Below are 14112 nucleotides of genomic sequence, written 5' to 3' on the forward strand. Positions count from 1 at the left end.
GCCGAGGGGGCAGCGCCCCCTGCCGCGGCAGAGGCGAAATCAATGCAGGTTATGCTGCGCACCGGTCCCCTCCTCATCCATCAGGCCCACGCCGCTGCGGAAGCGGTCCAGCTTCAGTTTCGTGGCTGCGCCATGCGGCCGGTCTGTCGCGATCAGATGCGCGTAAACATGGCCCGAGCCCGGCGTCGCCTTGAAGCCGCCATAACACCAGCCGCAATTCAGGTAGAGCCCGTCAATGGGCGAATGGTCGATGATGGGTGATCCGTCCGGCGTCATGTCCATGATGCCGCCCCAGCTGCGCAGCAAACGCGCCTTGCTCAGCGCCGGCACCATGGCCACAAAACTCTCCATCGTGTGCTCCACCATCGGCAGGTTCCCCCGCGCGGCGTAAGAGCTGTAGAAATCCAGGTAGCTGCCGAACACCATGCCGCCCTTGTCGGACTGGCTGATGTACAGATGCCCTTCGGCAAAGGTGATCACGTGGTCGACAATCGGCTTCAGCCCTTCTGAGACAAAGGCCTGCAGCACATGGCTCTCGATCGGCAGCGTCAGCCCTGCCATCGCCGCCACCTGGCCGGAGCGGCCCGCAGCGGCCAGCGCCACCTTCTTGGCGCGGATCGGGCCGCGTGCGGTCTGCACTCCCACGACTTTGCCGCCTTCCACGTCGATGCCGGTCACTTCGCAGTTCTGGATCAGATCCACCCCGCGCATATCGGCACCGCGGGCATAGCCCCAGGCCACCGCGTCATGGCGCGCGGTGCCCGCCCGGCGCTGCATCAGCCCGCCCATGATCGGAAAGCGGTTGTTGTCGAAATTCAGGAACGGCGCCAATTCGCGCACCTGCTCGCGGCTCAGGATCTCGGCATCATCGCCCTGGTTGACGATCGAATTGCCCCGGCGCACCGCGGCATCGCGCTGGCCGTCATTGTGGAACAGGTTGAGGATGCCGCGCTGGGACATCATCGCATTGTAGTTCAGGTCCTGCTCCATCCCTTCCCACAGTTTCAGCGAGTGGGAATAAAACTCCGAGTTGCCCGGCAGATAGTAGTTGGCGCGCACGATGGTGGTGTTGCGCCCCACGTTGCCGCCGCCGAGATAGCCCTTCTCCAGCACCGCGACATTGGTGATGCCATGCTCCTTGGCCAGGTAGTAAGCGGTCGCCAGCCCGTGGCCGCCGCCGCCGATGATCACCACGTCATATTCGGATTTGGGCTCAGGGTCCCGCCAATGGGGCTTCCACCCCTTGTTTCCGGTGAGCCCCTCTTTGAGCACACGCCAGCCCGAAAACCGCATGTCGTCCCTCCCCGTCAAATCGCTTTCCGCTGCCCGGAAAATCTGCGGCCCGGGCCTTGGCGGCATTGCTAACTGCTTTCGCCTGCCGCTCCTAGCCCCAAGGTTCAATTTGCGGCGGTTCAGCATGGCTTTGCCGCAATTCACACAAACTGGTCACTTGTGTCTAGTAATAATTGCGACACCGGATGACGTATTGCGGGCCGCGCATGTGAAAGGGGGCAGAGAGTTTCCCCTCTGCCCCTTAATGCCTGTCTGTGCCTGCTGGTGGTCAGAGGCCCTTGGCGTGATAGCTCTTGGCCACCTTGTCGATCGACACCAGATAGGCGGCGGTGCGCAGGTCGGTGACGTCGTCCCGGCCGTGCCAGACTTCGCGCATCGACTGATAGGCCACCCGCATGGTGTCATCGAGACCTGAGCGCACCAGCTCCAGCTCACCCGCGCCCTTCAGGTACTTGTCCTTGAAGTTCGGCGACATCGACCAGGTATCGCCCATCACATCGTCCAGGCGCTGCAGCTCGTCGATCACCAGCTGGTGCCGCGCCTCTTCCTGGCGGCGCTGCATGCGGCCGAAGCGGATGTGGGAGAGGTTTTTCACCCACTCGAAGTAGGACACCGTCACACCGCCCGCGTTGGCATACATGTCGGGAATGATCACGCAGCCCTTCTTGCGCAGGATCTCATCGGCGCCGGCAGTGACCGGGCCGTTTGCAGCTTCGATGATCAGCGGCGCCTTGACGCGTTCGGCATTAGAGAGGTTGATCACCCCTTCCAGCGCCGCGGGGATCAGGATGTCGCACTCCTCCTCCAGCAGCACGGCGCCATCTTCCATGTACTGCGCGTCAGGATAGCCGGACACGCCGCCATGCTTCACGATCCAGTTGCGCACGGCCTCAACGTCAAGGCCATCGGCGTTGAACAACCCGCCGTCCCGTTCGATGATGCCAATGATCCGCGAGCCATCTTCCTCGGACAGGAACTTGGCCGCGTGATAGCCCACGTTGCCGAGGCCCTGCACAATCACCCGCTTGCCATCCAGCTTGCCGGTGAGGCCCGCCGCGGCCTTGTCTTCCTCATGGCGGAAGAACTCCTGCAGCGCGTATTGCACCCCGCGGCCCGTGGCCTCGACCCGGCCCGAGATGCCGCCGGCGTTCAGCGGCTTGCCGGTGACGCAGGCCTTGGCGTTGATGTCGGTGGTGTTCATGCGTGCGTACTGGTCTGCGATCCAGGCCATCTCGCGCTCGCCGGTGCCCATGTCGGGCGCAGGCACGTTCTGGGAGGGGTGGATCAGGTCGCGCTTGGCCAGCTCATAGGCAAAGCGGCGGGTGATCAGCTCCAGCTCATGCTCTTCATACTCGCGCGGGTCGATGCACAAACCGCCCTTGGAGCCGCCGAACGGCGCCTCCACCAGGGCGCATTTATAGGTCATCAGCGCCGCCAGCGCCTCGACCTCATCCTGGTTCACCCCGGTGGCATAGCGGATGCCGCCCTTCACCGGTTCCATATGTTCAGAATGGACCGAGCGGTAACCGGTGAACGTGTGCATGGCGCCGCGCAGGCGCACCCCGAAACGCACCGTGTAGGTCGCGTTGCAGACCCGGATCTTCTCTTCCAGCCCGGGCGGCAGGTCCATCAGCTTGACGGCCCGGTTAAACATCAGGTCCACGCTCTCGCGGAAGCTCGGCTCTGTGCGGCTGGTCATGTAAAATTCTCTCCGTGCTCAAACATCAACTCGCTGCCGATGATGGGTTCACTCTATGCAGAGAAGATTAAGGAGTGCGACCTTTTTGACCATTTTCAGCCGAAAAGATTCGCATTTTAGCCAAAGGTTCACAATTCGCCGCTTTCGCATAGGCGATTGTCGCCATGTGCACAACAACACAACAGAAAACACGCGGATTGAAAACTTAAACCATTATAATTGAAGCTTTTTCGGCCCAATGGCGCCCCAATTCCGCCACCTTTACCAAGCATTAATAAGTGTAAATTCCGCTGCTAAAAGCCGTGCTGAACCGTTCCGCAGCCGGCGGGGGTATTTAGATGAGTACACGCCACAAGAATTCCACAGCGCTGAGCAATCCGCTCGTGCTGCGCTGCCTGGCCAAGGCAAAAGCCTTCCGCCAGGAAGAAGACGGCATGATGGCCAAGCTGATGATCACAACCTTCTTTGCAATGCTGGCCGTCGGCGGCATCGGCGTCGATTTGATGCGGATGGAACGCGACCGGACCATGCTGCAATACACGCTGGACCGCGCCGCCCTGGCCGCGGCCGACCTTGATCAGCAAAGCTCGCCCGATGCGGTGGTTCTGGATTATCTCACCAAATCCGGCCTGCAGGACTATTACCAGGCCCCCTGGTGGGAATCCGGCCTCGGCTTCAAAAAGGTGCAGGCCACAATCGACGCCACCTTCCCGACCCATCTGCTGAAGTTCGCCGGCGGCAGCGACATGCCGATCAAAGCCACCTCGCGCGCCGAGGAAAGCATCGACGGGGTCGAGATTTCGCTGGTGCTGGATGTATCCGGCTCGATGGGCTCCAACAGCCGTCTTACCAACCTCCAAATCGCAGCCAAGGATTTTGTCGACACGATGGTGGCCAACACCACTGACGGCAAAATGTCGATCTCCATCATCCCTTATGCGACCCAAGTGTCGGTGCCGGAGAACCTGATCAATCAATACGGCCTAACGCGCGTCCACTCTTATTCGAACTGCGTGAACTTCTCCGCTTCGGATTTCAATTCGGCCAGCCTATCGACAACCGCAACGCTGGAACAGACAATGCATTTCTCGCCCTGGTCCAGCTGGGATCGGCGGGATGATGACTCTCAGCTGGTTGGCAGCCCCGTCTGCGAAGACAACTCAAGCCGGGAAATCCTGCCGTTTCAGAAAGACGCAACGACGCTCAAGAACTACATCGACGCTTTTGAAGCGCGGGGGAACACCTCGATCGACATCGGCATGAAATGGGGCACAGCGCTGCTGGATCCGTCAGCGCGTCCGGCCATTAGCGCACTAGCCACAGGTGGGGATGTGCCAAACGACTTTTCTGCCCGCCCGTCTGCCTATACGGACTCCGACACCGTCAAAGTTCTGGTACTGATGACAGACGGCCAGAACACCTCGCAATACTATGTCGAAAGCGATCACCGCGAGGGTGCCACTGATGTCTGGTATCACGCCGGGGACGACGTCTACTCAAGCTATTACGCGCCCTATGGCCAATACCGCTGGCAAGGGTACAGCGGTTGGAAAAACACCCCATACAAAGGCAACGAGTCGGAGCAGCTCAGCTACCCTGACCTATTCGCGGAAACACCGCTGAAGTACATATACAAAAACATCTTCAGCTGGCTGGGTTCCGCAAAGTCCGTTTGGTACTACGGTGTCTACGATTATTACGGCAACTCGACCAAGAACACCCGCACCCGCAATATCTGCCAGGCAGCCAAGGACGAGGGGATCATCGTCTACACCATCGGCTTCGAGGCCCCCAGCAACGGCGTCGCCGTGCTGCAGGACTGCGCCAGCTCCAACTCCCATTACTTCGATGTGGACGGGCTCGAGATCGCTGACGCCTTTGCCTCGATCGCAACCTCCATCCGCCAGCTGAGGCTGACCCAATGACCCGCCGCTATATCAACGCCCTGCGCCGTTTCCGGGCCCAAGAGGACGGCAGCTCGACTGTGGAGTTCGCCATCCTTGTCCCCGCCTTCATCATGATCCTGATGTCGACGGTGGAGCTCGGACTGATCAACCTGCGCCACTCGCAGCTGGAACGGGCACTGGACCAGACCGTGCGCAACATCCGCCTGTCCACCGGCGCCGACCAGCAGCATGACGACATCCGCGACGAGGTCTGCGACCGCTCCGGCTTCATCCAGGAGTGCAACACTTCGCTGCGGCTGGAAATGGTTCAGGTCGACCCGTTCAACTGGACCCCCATTGACGCCGACCCGGACTGCGTCAACCGCATCGAGGACGTGCAGCCCGTCCGCAACTTCATCAGCGGCCAGTCCAACGAGCTGATGCTGATCCGCGCCTGCATGAAGTTCAAGCCGATCTTCCCCACCTGGGGTCTGGGCGACAGCCTTTACAAGGACGCCGACGGCCGGATCAGCCTGGTTGCATCTTCCGCATTTGTTCAGGAACCGAGGTAAGCCATGCTGACAGCCCTGACACGCAATCGTCCCGCAAACACCCCGCCCGGCCGGCTGCAGGCCTTCCTGCGCCGCACCGATGGCAACGTCTCCATCGAGTTTGCCTTCTACGCGCCGCTGCTGCTGGCCCTGTTTGCCTCCATCTACACCTTCTTTGACGCCTTCCGCCGCGACAGCGTCAACCTCAAGGCAGCCTACACGATCTCCGACCTGATCTCGCGGGAGACCACGGCGATCAACGACGACTATCTCGACAGCATGTTCGAAATGGCCCAACTGCTGATCCGCTCGGACTCACAGCTTGGCCTGCGGGTATCAGTGATCCGCTGGGACGAGGGTGACGAGCAGTATTATGTGGACTGGTCCTCAGTCCGCGGCACAGCCAACACGATCTGGACGGACGGCACCATCAACACCGTGTCCAGCAAGCTGCCGGACATGCCGGATCAGGAGCGGGTCATCCTTGTTGAAACCTTCAATGAGATGGAACCGGCCTTCAACATCGGCCTGCCGACCCTGGACCTGGACAATTTCATCTTCACCCGCCCGCGCTTTGCGCCGCTGGTCGCCTTTGAAGGCACCGCCACCGGATCGGGCGACCACGATGACGGTGGAGACGGCATCGATTAACGGGCCGGGGCCCGCTACAAATCCTGGCTGCGCTGTGCAAGCAGTGCGGCCAGGATTTCCGACATTGCCTTGCCCTGCGATCCCGGCGTCACACCGCCAATGCCGATCCGGCGGCCCGCACGCCACCACAGCCCCGGCATCCAGGCCCGGGCACCGCTTGCCCTTGTACGGATCAGAAAGCCGTTGGACGGCTTAAAGGCAAAGAAGCCGCGGTCAATGGCTTCGATCTCCGCCACCTTCACGATCACTTGCCCGTTGGAGCAGCGCAGCTCTTCTGCCGTCAGCTCGATCCGGTGCAGCGTGGCCTGCCACATCCGCACCGCCAGCCACAGCGCCGCCGCGCCCACGCCCAGCAGGAACACCAGCCAGGCCGGCGAGGGCGGTGCCGAGAACGACACATAGACCAGGATGCAGCCAACCGCTCCCAGCATCGCCGTGCCCATGACCCGGCGCGGCGCCGAGGCTTCGATTACTGCCAGGACTTCGCTGCTCATCACCTGCTCCCATTGCTTGCCCGCCCGGCATAAACCGGCAGCGCAAAAGAAAACAGCCCCCGCAGATGCGGGAGCTGCTTGAAGCCGTGCAGTTTGGGGAAACTTATTCCGCAGCAGCGCGGCGCACGACCACCTCGTAGCCGGGTTCTTCCGGCTCATCGTCGATCAGTTCCTGCGGAAAGCCCGGCGCGGTGATCGACAGGCCGGTGGCCTCTTCCAGGCGTTCGATCATCCGGTCGGACTGCGCCCGTTCGCCATAGCGGCGCTGACCGTCCTTCATCATCTCGATCATTAGCGGCGACAGCTCCAGCGGCACGTTGTGGCGGTCGGCCAGGGTCTGGAACAACCCGATGTCCTTCATCACCAGATCCATGGTGAAGTTCACATCCCGCGAGCCGGACAGGATCAGCTGGCTTTCGGTCTCATGCGCGAACGACGTGCCCGAGGACATCGAGATCGCCTCGAACGTCATGCCCAGATCCATGCCGCAGGCCTTCATCACCGTCAGCGCCTCCATGACCGCCAGCAGGTTCATGTTGGCCAGGTAATTGGTCATCACCTTCAGGGTAGAGGAGTTGCCGATCTCCCCCACATGCAGGATACGGCGGCCCATGGTGGTCAGGATCGGCAGAATGCGGTCAAAGGTGGCGCGCTCGCAGCCTGCATAGATCGAGATATTGCCGGTGCCCGCCCGGTGGCAGCCGCCCGATACCGGGCAGTCGACCGGCTCGCCGCCGCGCTCTGCCACCAGCGCGCCGAGGCGTTTCACCTCTTCCACGTCGGTGGTGGACATTTCCATCCAGACCTTGCCGGGCTGCACATGCGGAATCATTTCGGATACCACCGCGTCCGAGGCCGCCGGGCTCGGCAGGCAGGTGATCACCGCATCGCAATCCTGCATCATCTGTGCCGGGCTGCCGCCCGCCTTGGCGCCGCGATCCACAAAGGACTGCACCAGATCCGCATCCAGATCGTGCACCGTCACATCCAAACCGTTGCGCACCAGGCTTCCCGCCAGCTTGCCGCCAACATTGCCAAGGCCGATAAAGCCGACTTTCATGTCCGTTGCCATGTCGAGTGTCTCCTCCCGGGGTATGTCGTTGCATTATGGCTAGCTTGACCTTTGCCAAAACCAAAACGAATAATAACGCGGTCTGACCTCATAATTTTTTGCAACACAAATGTCCGATCTGCCAAATCTCGTCTGGCTGCGCGCCTTTGAAGCCGCCGCCCGCCTGCAAAGCTTTACCGCCGCGGCCGAGGAGCTGGGGCTGACCCAGGCCGCCGTCAGCCATCAGGTCCGCAGCCTGGAGAAAAGCTTTGGCATCACCTTGTTCATCCGCCGCGCCCGCCATCTGGAGCTGACAGAGCTGGGGCACGCCTATTACCCGTCGGTCGCCCAGGCCCTCACCGACATAGCCTATTCCACCCGCGGACTGCTGGGCCATGTGCAGACCCGGACAGTGACGATCCGCGCGCCGGTTTCCACCGCCGTTCTCTGGATCGCCCCCCGGCTCGGCGCGTTTCATCAAGCCAACCCGCATATCCGCATCCGGCTGATTTCAGCCGTTTGGGCCGACAGCACCCAGGACGAGGACGTGGACATCGACCTGCGGCTTGGCCCCTCCGGCTGGTTCGACCGGCGCGCGCATCTGCTTTCGACCGAAAGCGTGATCCCGGTGGCCCAGCCGCAGTTGGCGCAACAACTGCACTCGGTGGACCAGCTGTTTGATCAGACATTGATCCATATCCACGGCTACCAGGACCATTGGCTGCGGCTGTCAGAACAGGAAAACGTACCGCTGAAGGACCGCAGCGCGCCGCTCTATGTGGACACATCATTGGCAGCGATCGAGATGGCCGCCTCCGGCGCCGGCGTGGCGATGCTGATGCACCGCTACGCTGAGCTGCCGCTTCTGCAAGGACGGCTGGCACCGGTGCTGCAGGCCGAAATCCCGATGGGCCAAGGCCACTACCTGATGCCAGCCGCCGGCGAGGCCCCTAACAGCGCCGAGGTGGCCATGGTCCGCGATTGGATCGTTTCCCTGTTCAGCTAATCTCCCTTGCCGGCGCTGGCAAGGGCAGATAGCGTCCGCCCATGCCCTGGCCACAGAACACCCCGCCTCAGCGCGACGGCGATGCAGCCGCAGGGATCGAAGTCACCGATGATTTCGAGCGGTTCTCGCAGCGCAACGACATCTTCACCCGCGCCTTCTGGGACGAGCGGGTCAAATCCAAGCACACCGCGAAATTCTTCTCTTCCTACCGGATGGAGGCCGCCCCGCGCCGCGGCGACGGTTTCTCCCAGCGCGACTTTGCCCTGCGCAATGCCGCCTGGCTGATCTCCGACGTGGTCTCCGGCCGCCGCGCGCAGGAAGGCATCCGCGAGGGTTTCCAGGCCGCGATCCGCCCCGACACACCGGTGGCCAAGGACGCGCTGGAGATCGGCGACCCCGCCAAGATGTCGGCGGAGGTGAAGCGCATTGCAAACTTCTTTGGCGCCAGCCTCTGCGGCATCACCGACATGGACGAACGCTGGCTCTACACGTCCCGCGTCGATGCCCGCGACATGTCGGAAGCGCCGCATGATCTGCCCGAAGGGCTGAACAGCGTCATCGTGCTGGGCCATGAGATGGACAAGGAACTGGTGGCCACCTACCCCTCTGCCCTGGCTGGTGCCGCAACAGGCCGCGAATACAGCCACGAGGCCTCTATCGTGATGCAGCTCGCCGCCTATATCCGCAACCTCGGGTATGAGGCGGTGCCGTCGATGAACGACACAGGCCTGGTGATCCCTTACGCGGTCAAGGCAGGCCTTGGCGAATACGCCCGCAACCAGATGGTGATCACACCGGAATTCGGGCCGCGCCTGCGGTTTTCCAAGATCTTCACCAACCTGCCGCTGGCCCATGATGCGCCGCAGCCACTGGGGGTGAGGGCGTTTTGCGGCATCTGCACCAAATGCGCCGATGCCTGCCCGGTGAAGGCGCTGCCTTACGGGCCGCCGTCAACGGACACTGCCAATGTCTCGGCCATCAAGGGCGTCAGGAAATGGACCTCGGATGCCGAGAAATGCTTCTCCTTCTGGGCCAAGATGGCCTCTGACTGCGCCATCTGCATGCGGGTCTGCCCGTTCAACCGCGACTATTCCAAGCGGCGCAACCGGCTGTGGCTGAAGCTGGCGCTGAGCCCCTTGCGCAAGCTGGCGCTGCGGCTGGCCGGCAAACATGGTCAGCGCATCAAACCGTCCGAGTGGTGGAACAAGGCCGCCAATTCCTCAGTGGAGTGAGGGTTACCCAGAACGGGCTCACCGCGCGGGGATCGCAAACACCTCTTCCCGGCCTTGCAGCCCCTTCAGGCTCTGCGCGCCTAGTGAGCGCCCCGAAAGCCCAGCCCGTTTCCTGAACTCCGACGACACCAGCAGCACCTCCCCCTTGGAACCGCAGAGCCCGGCCACACGCGCCGCCAGGTTCACGTCACGTCCGATCACCGTGTAGTCAAGCCGCATACCGGAGCCGACATTGCCAAAAGCAACCTCGCCGAAATGCAGTGCAATGCCAACCTCGAAACCCGGCACGCCAGAGCGGGCAGCCACCCGCGCCAGCCCTTCGCGTGAGGCCTCCAACGCCCGAGCACAGGTCTGCACCCCGTCCCCTTCGGCGCGGAAGATCGCCAGAACACCGTCGCCGATGAATTTCAGCACCTCGCCGCCCGCTTCCTCAATCGGCGGCACGATGCAGTCGTAATAGGCATTGAGCAGGCCGGTGGCCTCCTCGGCACTCATGCCCGCTGTCAGTTCTGTGAACCGGCGCATGTCGGCAAACAGGATGGCGGAACGGATATGCATCACCTCGCCCCGGTGCACGTCGCCCGAGATGATCCTGCGCTGCGGCTCCTCGCCGACATAGATCCGCAGCACCTCCTGCATGGCGCGAGCGGTGGTGAGGATCTCCTGGCAGGCCGACAACGCCGGGAACACAGCCCGCAGAAAGGTGATGTCCTCCTGCGAAAACCCCTTAGCCGCTTGCGTTGCAAAGCTGAAGGTGCCGGCCATGCCGCTGCGCATGAAGACCGGCGCCATGACATAGTGGGTAAAGCCGTCCGCCTTCAGCTCCGGCACGATGCCGTAACGCTCGTCCGGCGTGTCCGGCAGCCACAGGATCACCCATTCGCCCGTCCGGTGCACATCGGCCGCCGGGGAATGGGCATAGCCCTGGCCGCTTTCCTCGCTGAACGGAAACAAGTAGCTGCGCGCACCCTCGCCGCGCTCCCAGAAGCGAGCGCTGGCCACCGCCTCAGCATGCAGCAGCGGCACAATGGAGGTGGCCCGGTCCAACGGCACACCGCCTGCACGGATCAGCTCTGACATCCGGGTGAGCACATCATCGGCATCGCTGGCGGCACGGGCCTCACCCAGCATGTAGGTGATCAGGCTGAGAGCGCCTTGCAGACGCTCAGGCGGCAAGAGCTGCAACAGATCAGGTGCTTGTGTCATGCCTTTAAGCTACCCCGCCTGCGCGGCGCCCGGCAACGGGGGAACTCCCGCCCGTCCTTGCCGCCTTTGGCGGCCTGCGTCCCGTTGGGCCGGGCAGCCCTGCGGGCTGCGGGGCGCTCTGTTCACCAGCGCACAGCACACGTGGCCCGCAGCCGGTTTTCCGGCGCCGCCGCACATCCTATTTTACCCGCAAGCAACGGAAACCAGGAGACAGGCCCATGTCCCTCAGACCTATCATCGAGACCCGCCCTGCCCAGCCCCACACCGAGGGCGCCGGGGTCAAACTGCACCGCGCCTTCGGCTTTCAGGACCCGTCGGAGCTGGACCCGTTCCTGCTGTTCGACGACTTCCGCAACGACAATCCCGAGGATTACCTGCGCGGTTTCCCCTGGCACCCGCACCGCGGCATCGAAACCATCACCTATGTGCTGGCAGGCTCAGTCGAGCACAGCGACTCGCTGGGCAATGCGGGCACCCTGGGCGCGGGCGATGTGCAATGGATGACTGCCGGCTCCGGCATCCTGCATCAGGAGATGCCCGCGGGCAACGCCAAGGGCCAGATGCACGGCTTCCAGCTCTGGGGCAACCTGCCCGCCAGCCAGAAGATGACCGCGCCGCGCTACCAGGACATGCGCGGTACCGACATCCCCGAGGTGATCGACGATGATGGCACGCGGGTGAAAGTGATCACCGGTGAATTCTGGGGCAAGCGCGGCCCGGTGGACGGTATTGCCGCCGACCCGCAGTATCTGGATGTCTTCGTGCCCGCCGGCGTCAAGAAGACCCTGCCCATCGACACTTACCGCCGCGCCTTTGCCTATGTGTTTGAAGGTGAGGCGGCTTTTGCCGATGCCTCCGCGCCCCAGGGCGTGCTGCTGGAAAAGGAAGTTGCAGGCCAGGAGGTCAACATTCGCGATCTGTCCGGCGACCGCACCCTGATCCGCTTTGGCACCGGTGACGAGATCACCGTACAGGCGGGCCCCGAGGGCGTGCGCTTCCTGTTGATCTCCGGCGCCCCGATCAATGAGCCGGTGGCGTGGCACGGGCCGATCGTGATGAACACCCAGGCCGAGCTGCACCAGGCCTTCCGCGATCTGCGCAACGGGACATTCATCAAGCCCGCGCACTGACTGGATTGGCCCGCCCAAACGGGCCATTGATATGCTATACTCCCCCTGTCCAAAGACCGATGGGGGGAGTGATGATTATCCGGGTGTTCCGTGCCACCGTCCGCGACGAAAAGATCCAGGACTTCAAGGCCTTTCTGACCGATACTGCGGTGCCGCATGTGCGCCGCCAGCCAGGGCTGGTCTCGGTCACCGCCGGGCTGCCGCGACCGGATTCACCCGCCACCTTCTGCGTTGTCATGGTCTGGGAGAGCGTCGAGGCGCTGCAGGCCTTTGCCGGCGAAGACTGGGAACAGCCGCATGTGCTGCCCGAGGAGGACCCGATGGTGCTGAGCCGTCAGATCGACCATTACGACATGATCGGCCTGCTCAGCTGACCCAAGCGTCAGCCGTCTGCGCGCCAGCTGTAGACAGTCTCGCTGCCTGCTGCCTTGGGCGCAAACCCGGCTTTCACCAGCACCCGGGCTGAGGCCGCGTTCTCCTGCATCACACCGCCGCTGAGGGTCACTCCGCTGCCACGGAACTGGGCCTGCAGCCCAGCAATCAGCTCGCTTGCCAGCCCCTGCCCCCAGGCAGCTTCGGCAAACAGATAACCCAGGTTCCGGGTGAAGGTGCCTTCTTCGGCAAAGGACAGGATCACCAGGCCGATCCCCTGCCCCGCCGCGTTACGCAAGGCTATCAGCTCGGCCTGCTGCGAGACCGCTTCCAGAAACGCCAGGCGCGCAGGGCCGTCTGCCGGCGACTGGAACCCGGCGGGCAGCCATTGCACCACCTTTGGCGCAAACAGCGCCGCCAGTTCCCTGTCCGCGAGCCCCTGCCAGGGAGCCGCCCGCAACCGGCTGGTTTGCAGGTCCAGCAGGCTCATGCGCTGACCGCTTTCTGCACCATGCCCCAGTAAACGGTTTCCACCTCATCCAGCGACAGCCGCCCTTCGGAGCGGTACCAGGTGTTGACCCCGTTCAGCATCGCAATCACCGCCAGGGTGGCGATCTTGGTGTCCGGGATGGCAAACACCCCCTGCTCCACACCTTCCTTCAGGATCCCCTCGACGCCGTTCTCATAGTCGCGGCGCAGGGATTCGATGACGGTGAAATTCGCCTCCGTCAGGTTGCGCAGCTCCATATAGGCAATGAAGACCGCATCCGGGCGTTCCAGGTGAAAGCGGATGTGGAAACCGGTAAAGGCGCGCAGCCGCGCCAGCGCGCTGCCGGCCCGCGGCACCGCGTCCCAGGCTGCCTGCAGCTCCACCATGTGGGTTTCCATCAGGTTGAACAGCAGGCTTTGCTTGTCGGGCGTGTAATTGTACAGCGCCCCGGCCTGCACCCCCACCTCCTTGGCGATCTGGCGCATCGAGACCGCGGCATAGCCCTGCTGCGCAAACAGCCGCAAAGCGGCTTCGCGGATCTTGGGGCCGGTGATACCGGAATGGGAACCTTGGGTACGTGCCATGATGCGACCGTAACTGAACATGTGTTCAGAAAAAAGAGAGAGATTGCCCGAAAGCCAGCCTGCCCTTTACCCGCAAGGCCGGGCCAAGCCAATCCCCTGCGTCCCGGCGGGAATTCAATTGTGCCGCGGCGCCGGACCCCCTAAAACCGGCAGGATAAGCAACGGGAACTCTTCAATGCAGATTTGGACACGGATCGCACTCCTTCTGGCCATGACGGCAACCGCCGCCTGCACCCGCGTGCCAGAGCTGGAAGACCGGCTGACCCCGGACCTGCGCGGTGCGGACTATCCCAAGCTGCTGCCGCTGGACACCGCACTGCAACCGCTGAACCCGCCGCAACAGGCAGGCGACGAGCTGCAGGACGAACTCGACGCCCGCGCCGCCCGGCTGAAACGCCGCGCCGAGGCTGTGAAAAACGCCGAATTCTGACCCGTTCCCGGCTTTCCCGCCTGCATCACCATTCCTT

General features: G+C 63.0%; 15 protein-coding genes. 8 read left to right on the forward strand and 7 right to left on the reverse strand.

The window, feature by feature from the left end:
• Nucleotides 1-39 precede the first annotated feature (39 nt).
• Nucleotides 40-1293 (reverse strand): sarcosine oxidase subunit beta family protein, encoded by a 1254-nt coding sequence (locus ACXAEH_RS09210; RefSeq protein ID WP_475032184.1) that lies wholly within the window; start codon nucleotides 1291-1293, stop codon nucleotides 40-42.
• A 268-nt stretch (nucleotides 1294-1561) separates the two neighbouring features.
• Entirely contained in the window at nucleotides 1562-2992 is a 1431-nt protein-coding gene (locus ACXAEH_RS09215) for a Glu/Leu/Phe/Val family dehydrogenase (RefSeq protein ID WP_475032186.1), read from the reverse strand.
• A 338-nt stretch (nucleotides 2993-3330) separates the two neighbouring features.
• Between ACXAEH_RS09215 and ACXAEH_RS09220 the strand changes: the two genes are divergently transcribed.
• From ACXAEH_RS09220 to ACXAEH_RS09230, 3 genes are read left to right on the forward strand one after another with little or no spacing between them, the layout of a single operon-like run.
• Nucleotides 3331-4917, forward strand: a complete 1587-nt coding sequence (locus ACXAEH_RS09220; protein WP_475032188.1) for a pilus assembly protein TadG-related protein — start codon at nucleotides 3331-3333, stop codon at nucleotides 4915-4917.
• A complete protein-coding gene (locus ACXAEH_RS09225) occupies nucleotides 4914-5450 on the forward strand; it encodes a TadE/TadG family type IV pilus assembly protein (protein WP_475032190.1) in 537 nt (178 codons plus the stop codon). The genes ACXAEH_RS09220 and ACXAEH_RS09225 overlap by 4 nt, the downstream gene beginning before the upstream one ends.
• A 3-nt stretch (nucleotides 5451-5453) precedes the next feature.
• Nucleotides 5454-6080 carry a TadE/TadG family type IV pilus assembly protein gene (locus ACXAEH_RS09230; protein ID WP_475032192.1) on the forward strand — a complete coding sequence of 209 codons (627 nt, stop codon included), beginning with the start codon at nucleotides 5454-5456 and terminating at the stop codon, nucleotides 6078-6080.
• A gap of 14 nt (nucleotides 6081-6094) precedes the next feature.
• On the opposite strand, the gene ACXAEH_RS09235 is transcribed toward ACXAEH_RS09230, so the two are convergent.
• Nucleotides 6095-6574: a hypothetical protein gene (locus ACXAEH_RS09235; protein WP_475032195.1), complete on the reverse strand. Its 480-nt coding sequence runs from the start codon at nucleotides 6572-6574 to the stop codon at nucleotides 6095-6097.
• A 103-nt stretch (nucleotides 6575-6677) separates the two neighbouring features.
• On the reverse strand, nucleotides 6678-7634 hold the full coding sequence (locus ACXAEH_RS09240; protein ID WP_475035552.1) for an NAD(P)-dependent oxidoreductase: 957 nt from the start codon (nucleotides 7632-7634) through the stop codon (nucleotides 6678-6680).
• A 121-nt stretch (nucleotides 7635-7755) separates the two neighbouring features.
• Between ACXAEH_RS09240 and ACXAEH_RS09245 the strand changes: the two genes are divergently transcribed.
• Both ACXAEH_RS09245 and ACXAEH_RS09250 read left to right on the forward strand, forming a co-directional pair.
• A complete protein-coding gene (locus ACXAEH_RS09245) occupies nucleotides 7756-8631 on the forward strand; it encodes a LysR family transcriptional regulator (RefSeq protein ID WP_475032197.1) in 876 nt (291 codons plus the stop codon).
• Between the two features lie 41 nt (nucleotides 8632-8672).
• Entirely contained in the window at nucleotides 8673-9863 is a 1191-nt protein-coding gene (locus tag ACXAEH_RS09250; RefSeq protein ID WP_475032199.1) for a reductive dehalogenase, read from the forward strand.
• Between the two features lie 18 nt (nucleotides 9864-9881).
• On the opposite strand, the gene ACXAEH_RS09255 is transcribed toward ACXAEH_RS09250, so the two are convergent.
• A complete protein-coding gene (locus tag ACXAEH_RS09255) occupies nucleotides 9882-11069 on the reverse strand; it encodes an adenylate/guanylate cyclase domain-containing protein (RefSeq protein WP_475032202.1) in 1188 nt (395 codons plus the stop codon).
• A 218-nt stretch (nucleotides 11070-11287) separates the two neighbouring features.
• Here ACXAEH_RS09255 and ACXAEH_RS09260 point away from each other — a divergent pair, with 218 nt between their 5' ends.
• Together ACXAEH_RS09260 and ACXAEH_RS09265 are read left to right on the forward strand one after the other, a co-directional pair.
• Nucleotides 11288-12199: a pirin family protein gene (locus tag ACXAEH_RS09260; RefSeq protein WP_475032204.1), complete on the forward strand. Its 912-nt coding sequence runs from the start codon at nucleotides 11288-11290 to the stop codon at nucleotides 12197-12199.
• 71 nt (nucleotides 12200-12270) lie between these two features.
• Nucleotides 12271-12573, forward strand: coding sequence for an antibiotic biosynthesis monooxygenase family protein (locus ACXAEH_RS09265; protein WP_475032206.1), 303 nt, complete (start codon nucleotides 12271-12273; stop codon nucleotides 12571-12573).
• Between the two features lie 8 nt (nucleotides 12574-12581).
• Here the strand turns inward: ACXAEH_RS09265 and ACXAEH_RS09270 are convergent, their stop codons facing one another.
• Both ACXAEH_RS09270 and ACXAEH_RS09275 read right to left on the reverse strand, forming a co-directional pair.
• The gene (locus tag ACXAEH_RS09270; protein WP_475032208.1) at nucleotides 12582-13061 is read right to left on the reverse strand and encodes a GNAT family N-acetyltransferase; all 480 of its coding nucleotides are present in this window, start codon (nucleotides 13059-13061) and stop codon (nucleotides 12582-12584) included.
• Nucleotides 13058-13645 carry a TetR/AcrR family transcriptional regulator gene (locus ACXAEH_RS09275; RefSeq protein WP_475032209.1) on the reverse strand — a complete coding sequence of 196 codons (588 nt, stop codon included), beginning with the start codon at nucleotides 13643-13645 and terminating at the stop codon, nucleotides 13058-13060. Before ACXAEH_RS09275 ends, ACXAEH_RS09270 begins: the two co-directional genes overlap by 4 nt.
• 175 nt (nucleotides 13646-13820) lie before the next feature.
• Here ACXAEH_RS09275 and ACXAEH_RS09280 point away from each other — a divergent pair, with 175 nt between their 5' ends.
• Nucleotides 13821-14075, forward strand: coding sequence for a hypothetical protein (locus tag ACXAEH_RS09280; RefSeq protein ID WP_475032210.1), 255 nt, complete (start codon nucleotides 13821-13823; stop codon nucleotides 14073-14075).
• Nucleotides 14076-14112: the final 37 nt, after the last annotated feature.

Source organism: Leisingera sp. ABM4_060, from assembly GCF_056158765.1.

What these genes read in the sequence shown, in the direction of transcription:
- ACXAEH_RS09235 (WP_475032195.1), bottom strand. Translation starts at nt 6,574, where the DNA reads ATGAGCAGCGAAGTCCTGGCAGTAATCGAAGCCTCGGCGCCGCGCCGG.
- ACXAEH_RS09210 (WP_475032184.1), bottom strand. Translation starts at nt 1,293, where the DNA reads ATGCGGTTTTCGGGCTGGCGTGTGCTCAAAGAGGGGCTCACCGGAAAC.
- ACXAEH_RS09215 (WP_475032186.1), bottom strand. Translation starts at nt 2,992, where the DNA reads ATGACCAGCCGCACAGAGCCGAGCTTCCGCGAGAGCGTGGACCTGATG.
- ACXAEH_RS09255 (WP_475032202.1), bottom strand. Translation starts at nt 11,069, where the DNA reads ATGACACAAGCACCTGATCTGTTGCAGCTCTTGCCGCCTGAGCGTCTG.
- ACXAEH_RS09275 (WP_475032209.1), bottom strand. Translation starts at nt 13,645, where the DNA reads ATGGCACGTACCCAAGGTTCCCATTCCGGTATCACCGGCCCCAAGATC.
- ACXAEH_RS09230 (WP_475032192.1), top strand. Translation starts at nt 5,454, where the DNA reads ATGCTGACAGCCCTGACACGCAATCGTCCCGCAAACACCCCGCCCGGC.
- ACXAEH_RS09245 (WP_475032197.1), top strand. Translation starts at nt 7,756, where the DNA reads ATGTCCGATCTGCCAAATCTCGTCTGGCTGCGCGCCTTTGAAGCCGCC.
- ACXAEH_RS09220 (WP_475032188.1), top strand. Translation starts at nt 3,331, where the DNA reads ATGAGTACACGCCACAAGAATTCCACAGCGCTGAGCAATCCGCTCGTG.
- ACXAEH_RS09280 (WP_475032210.1), top strand. Translation starts at nt 13,821, where the DNA reads ATGCAGATTTGGACACGGATCGCACTCCTTCTGGCCATGACGGCAACC.
- ACXAEH_RS09260 (WP_475032204.1), top strand. Translation starts at nt 11,288, where the DNA reads ATGTCCCTCAGACCTATCATCGAGACCCGCCCTGCCCAGCCCCACACC.
- ACXAEH_RS09240 (WP_475035552.1), bottom strand. Translation starts at nt 7,634, where the DNA reads ATGAAAGTCGGCTTTATCGGCCTTGGCAATGTTGGCGGCAAGCTGGCG.
- ACXAEH_RS09270 (WP_475032208.1), bottom strand. Translation starts at nt 13,061, where the DNA reads ATGAGCCTGCTGGACCTGCAAACCAGCCGGTTGCGGGCGGCTCCCTGG.
- ACXAEH_RS09265 (WP_475032206.1), top strand. Translation starts at nt 12,271, where the DNA reads ATGATTATCCGGGTGTTCCGTGCCACCGTCCGCGACGAAAAGATCCAG.
- ACXAEH_RS09250 (WP_475032199.1), top strand. Translation starts at nt 8,673, where the DNA reads ATGCCCTGGCCACAGAACACCCCGCCTCAGCGCGACGGCGATGCAGCC.
- ACXAEH_RS09225 (WP_475032190.1), top strand. Translation starts at nt 4,914, where the DNA reads ATGACCCGCCGCTATATCAACGCCCTGCGCCGTTTCCGGGCCCAAGAG.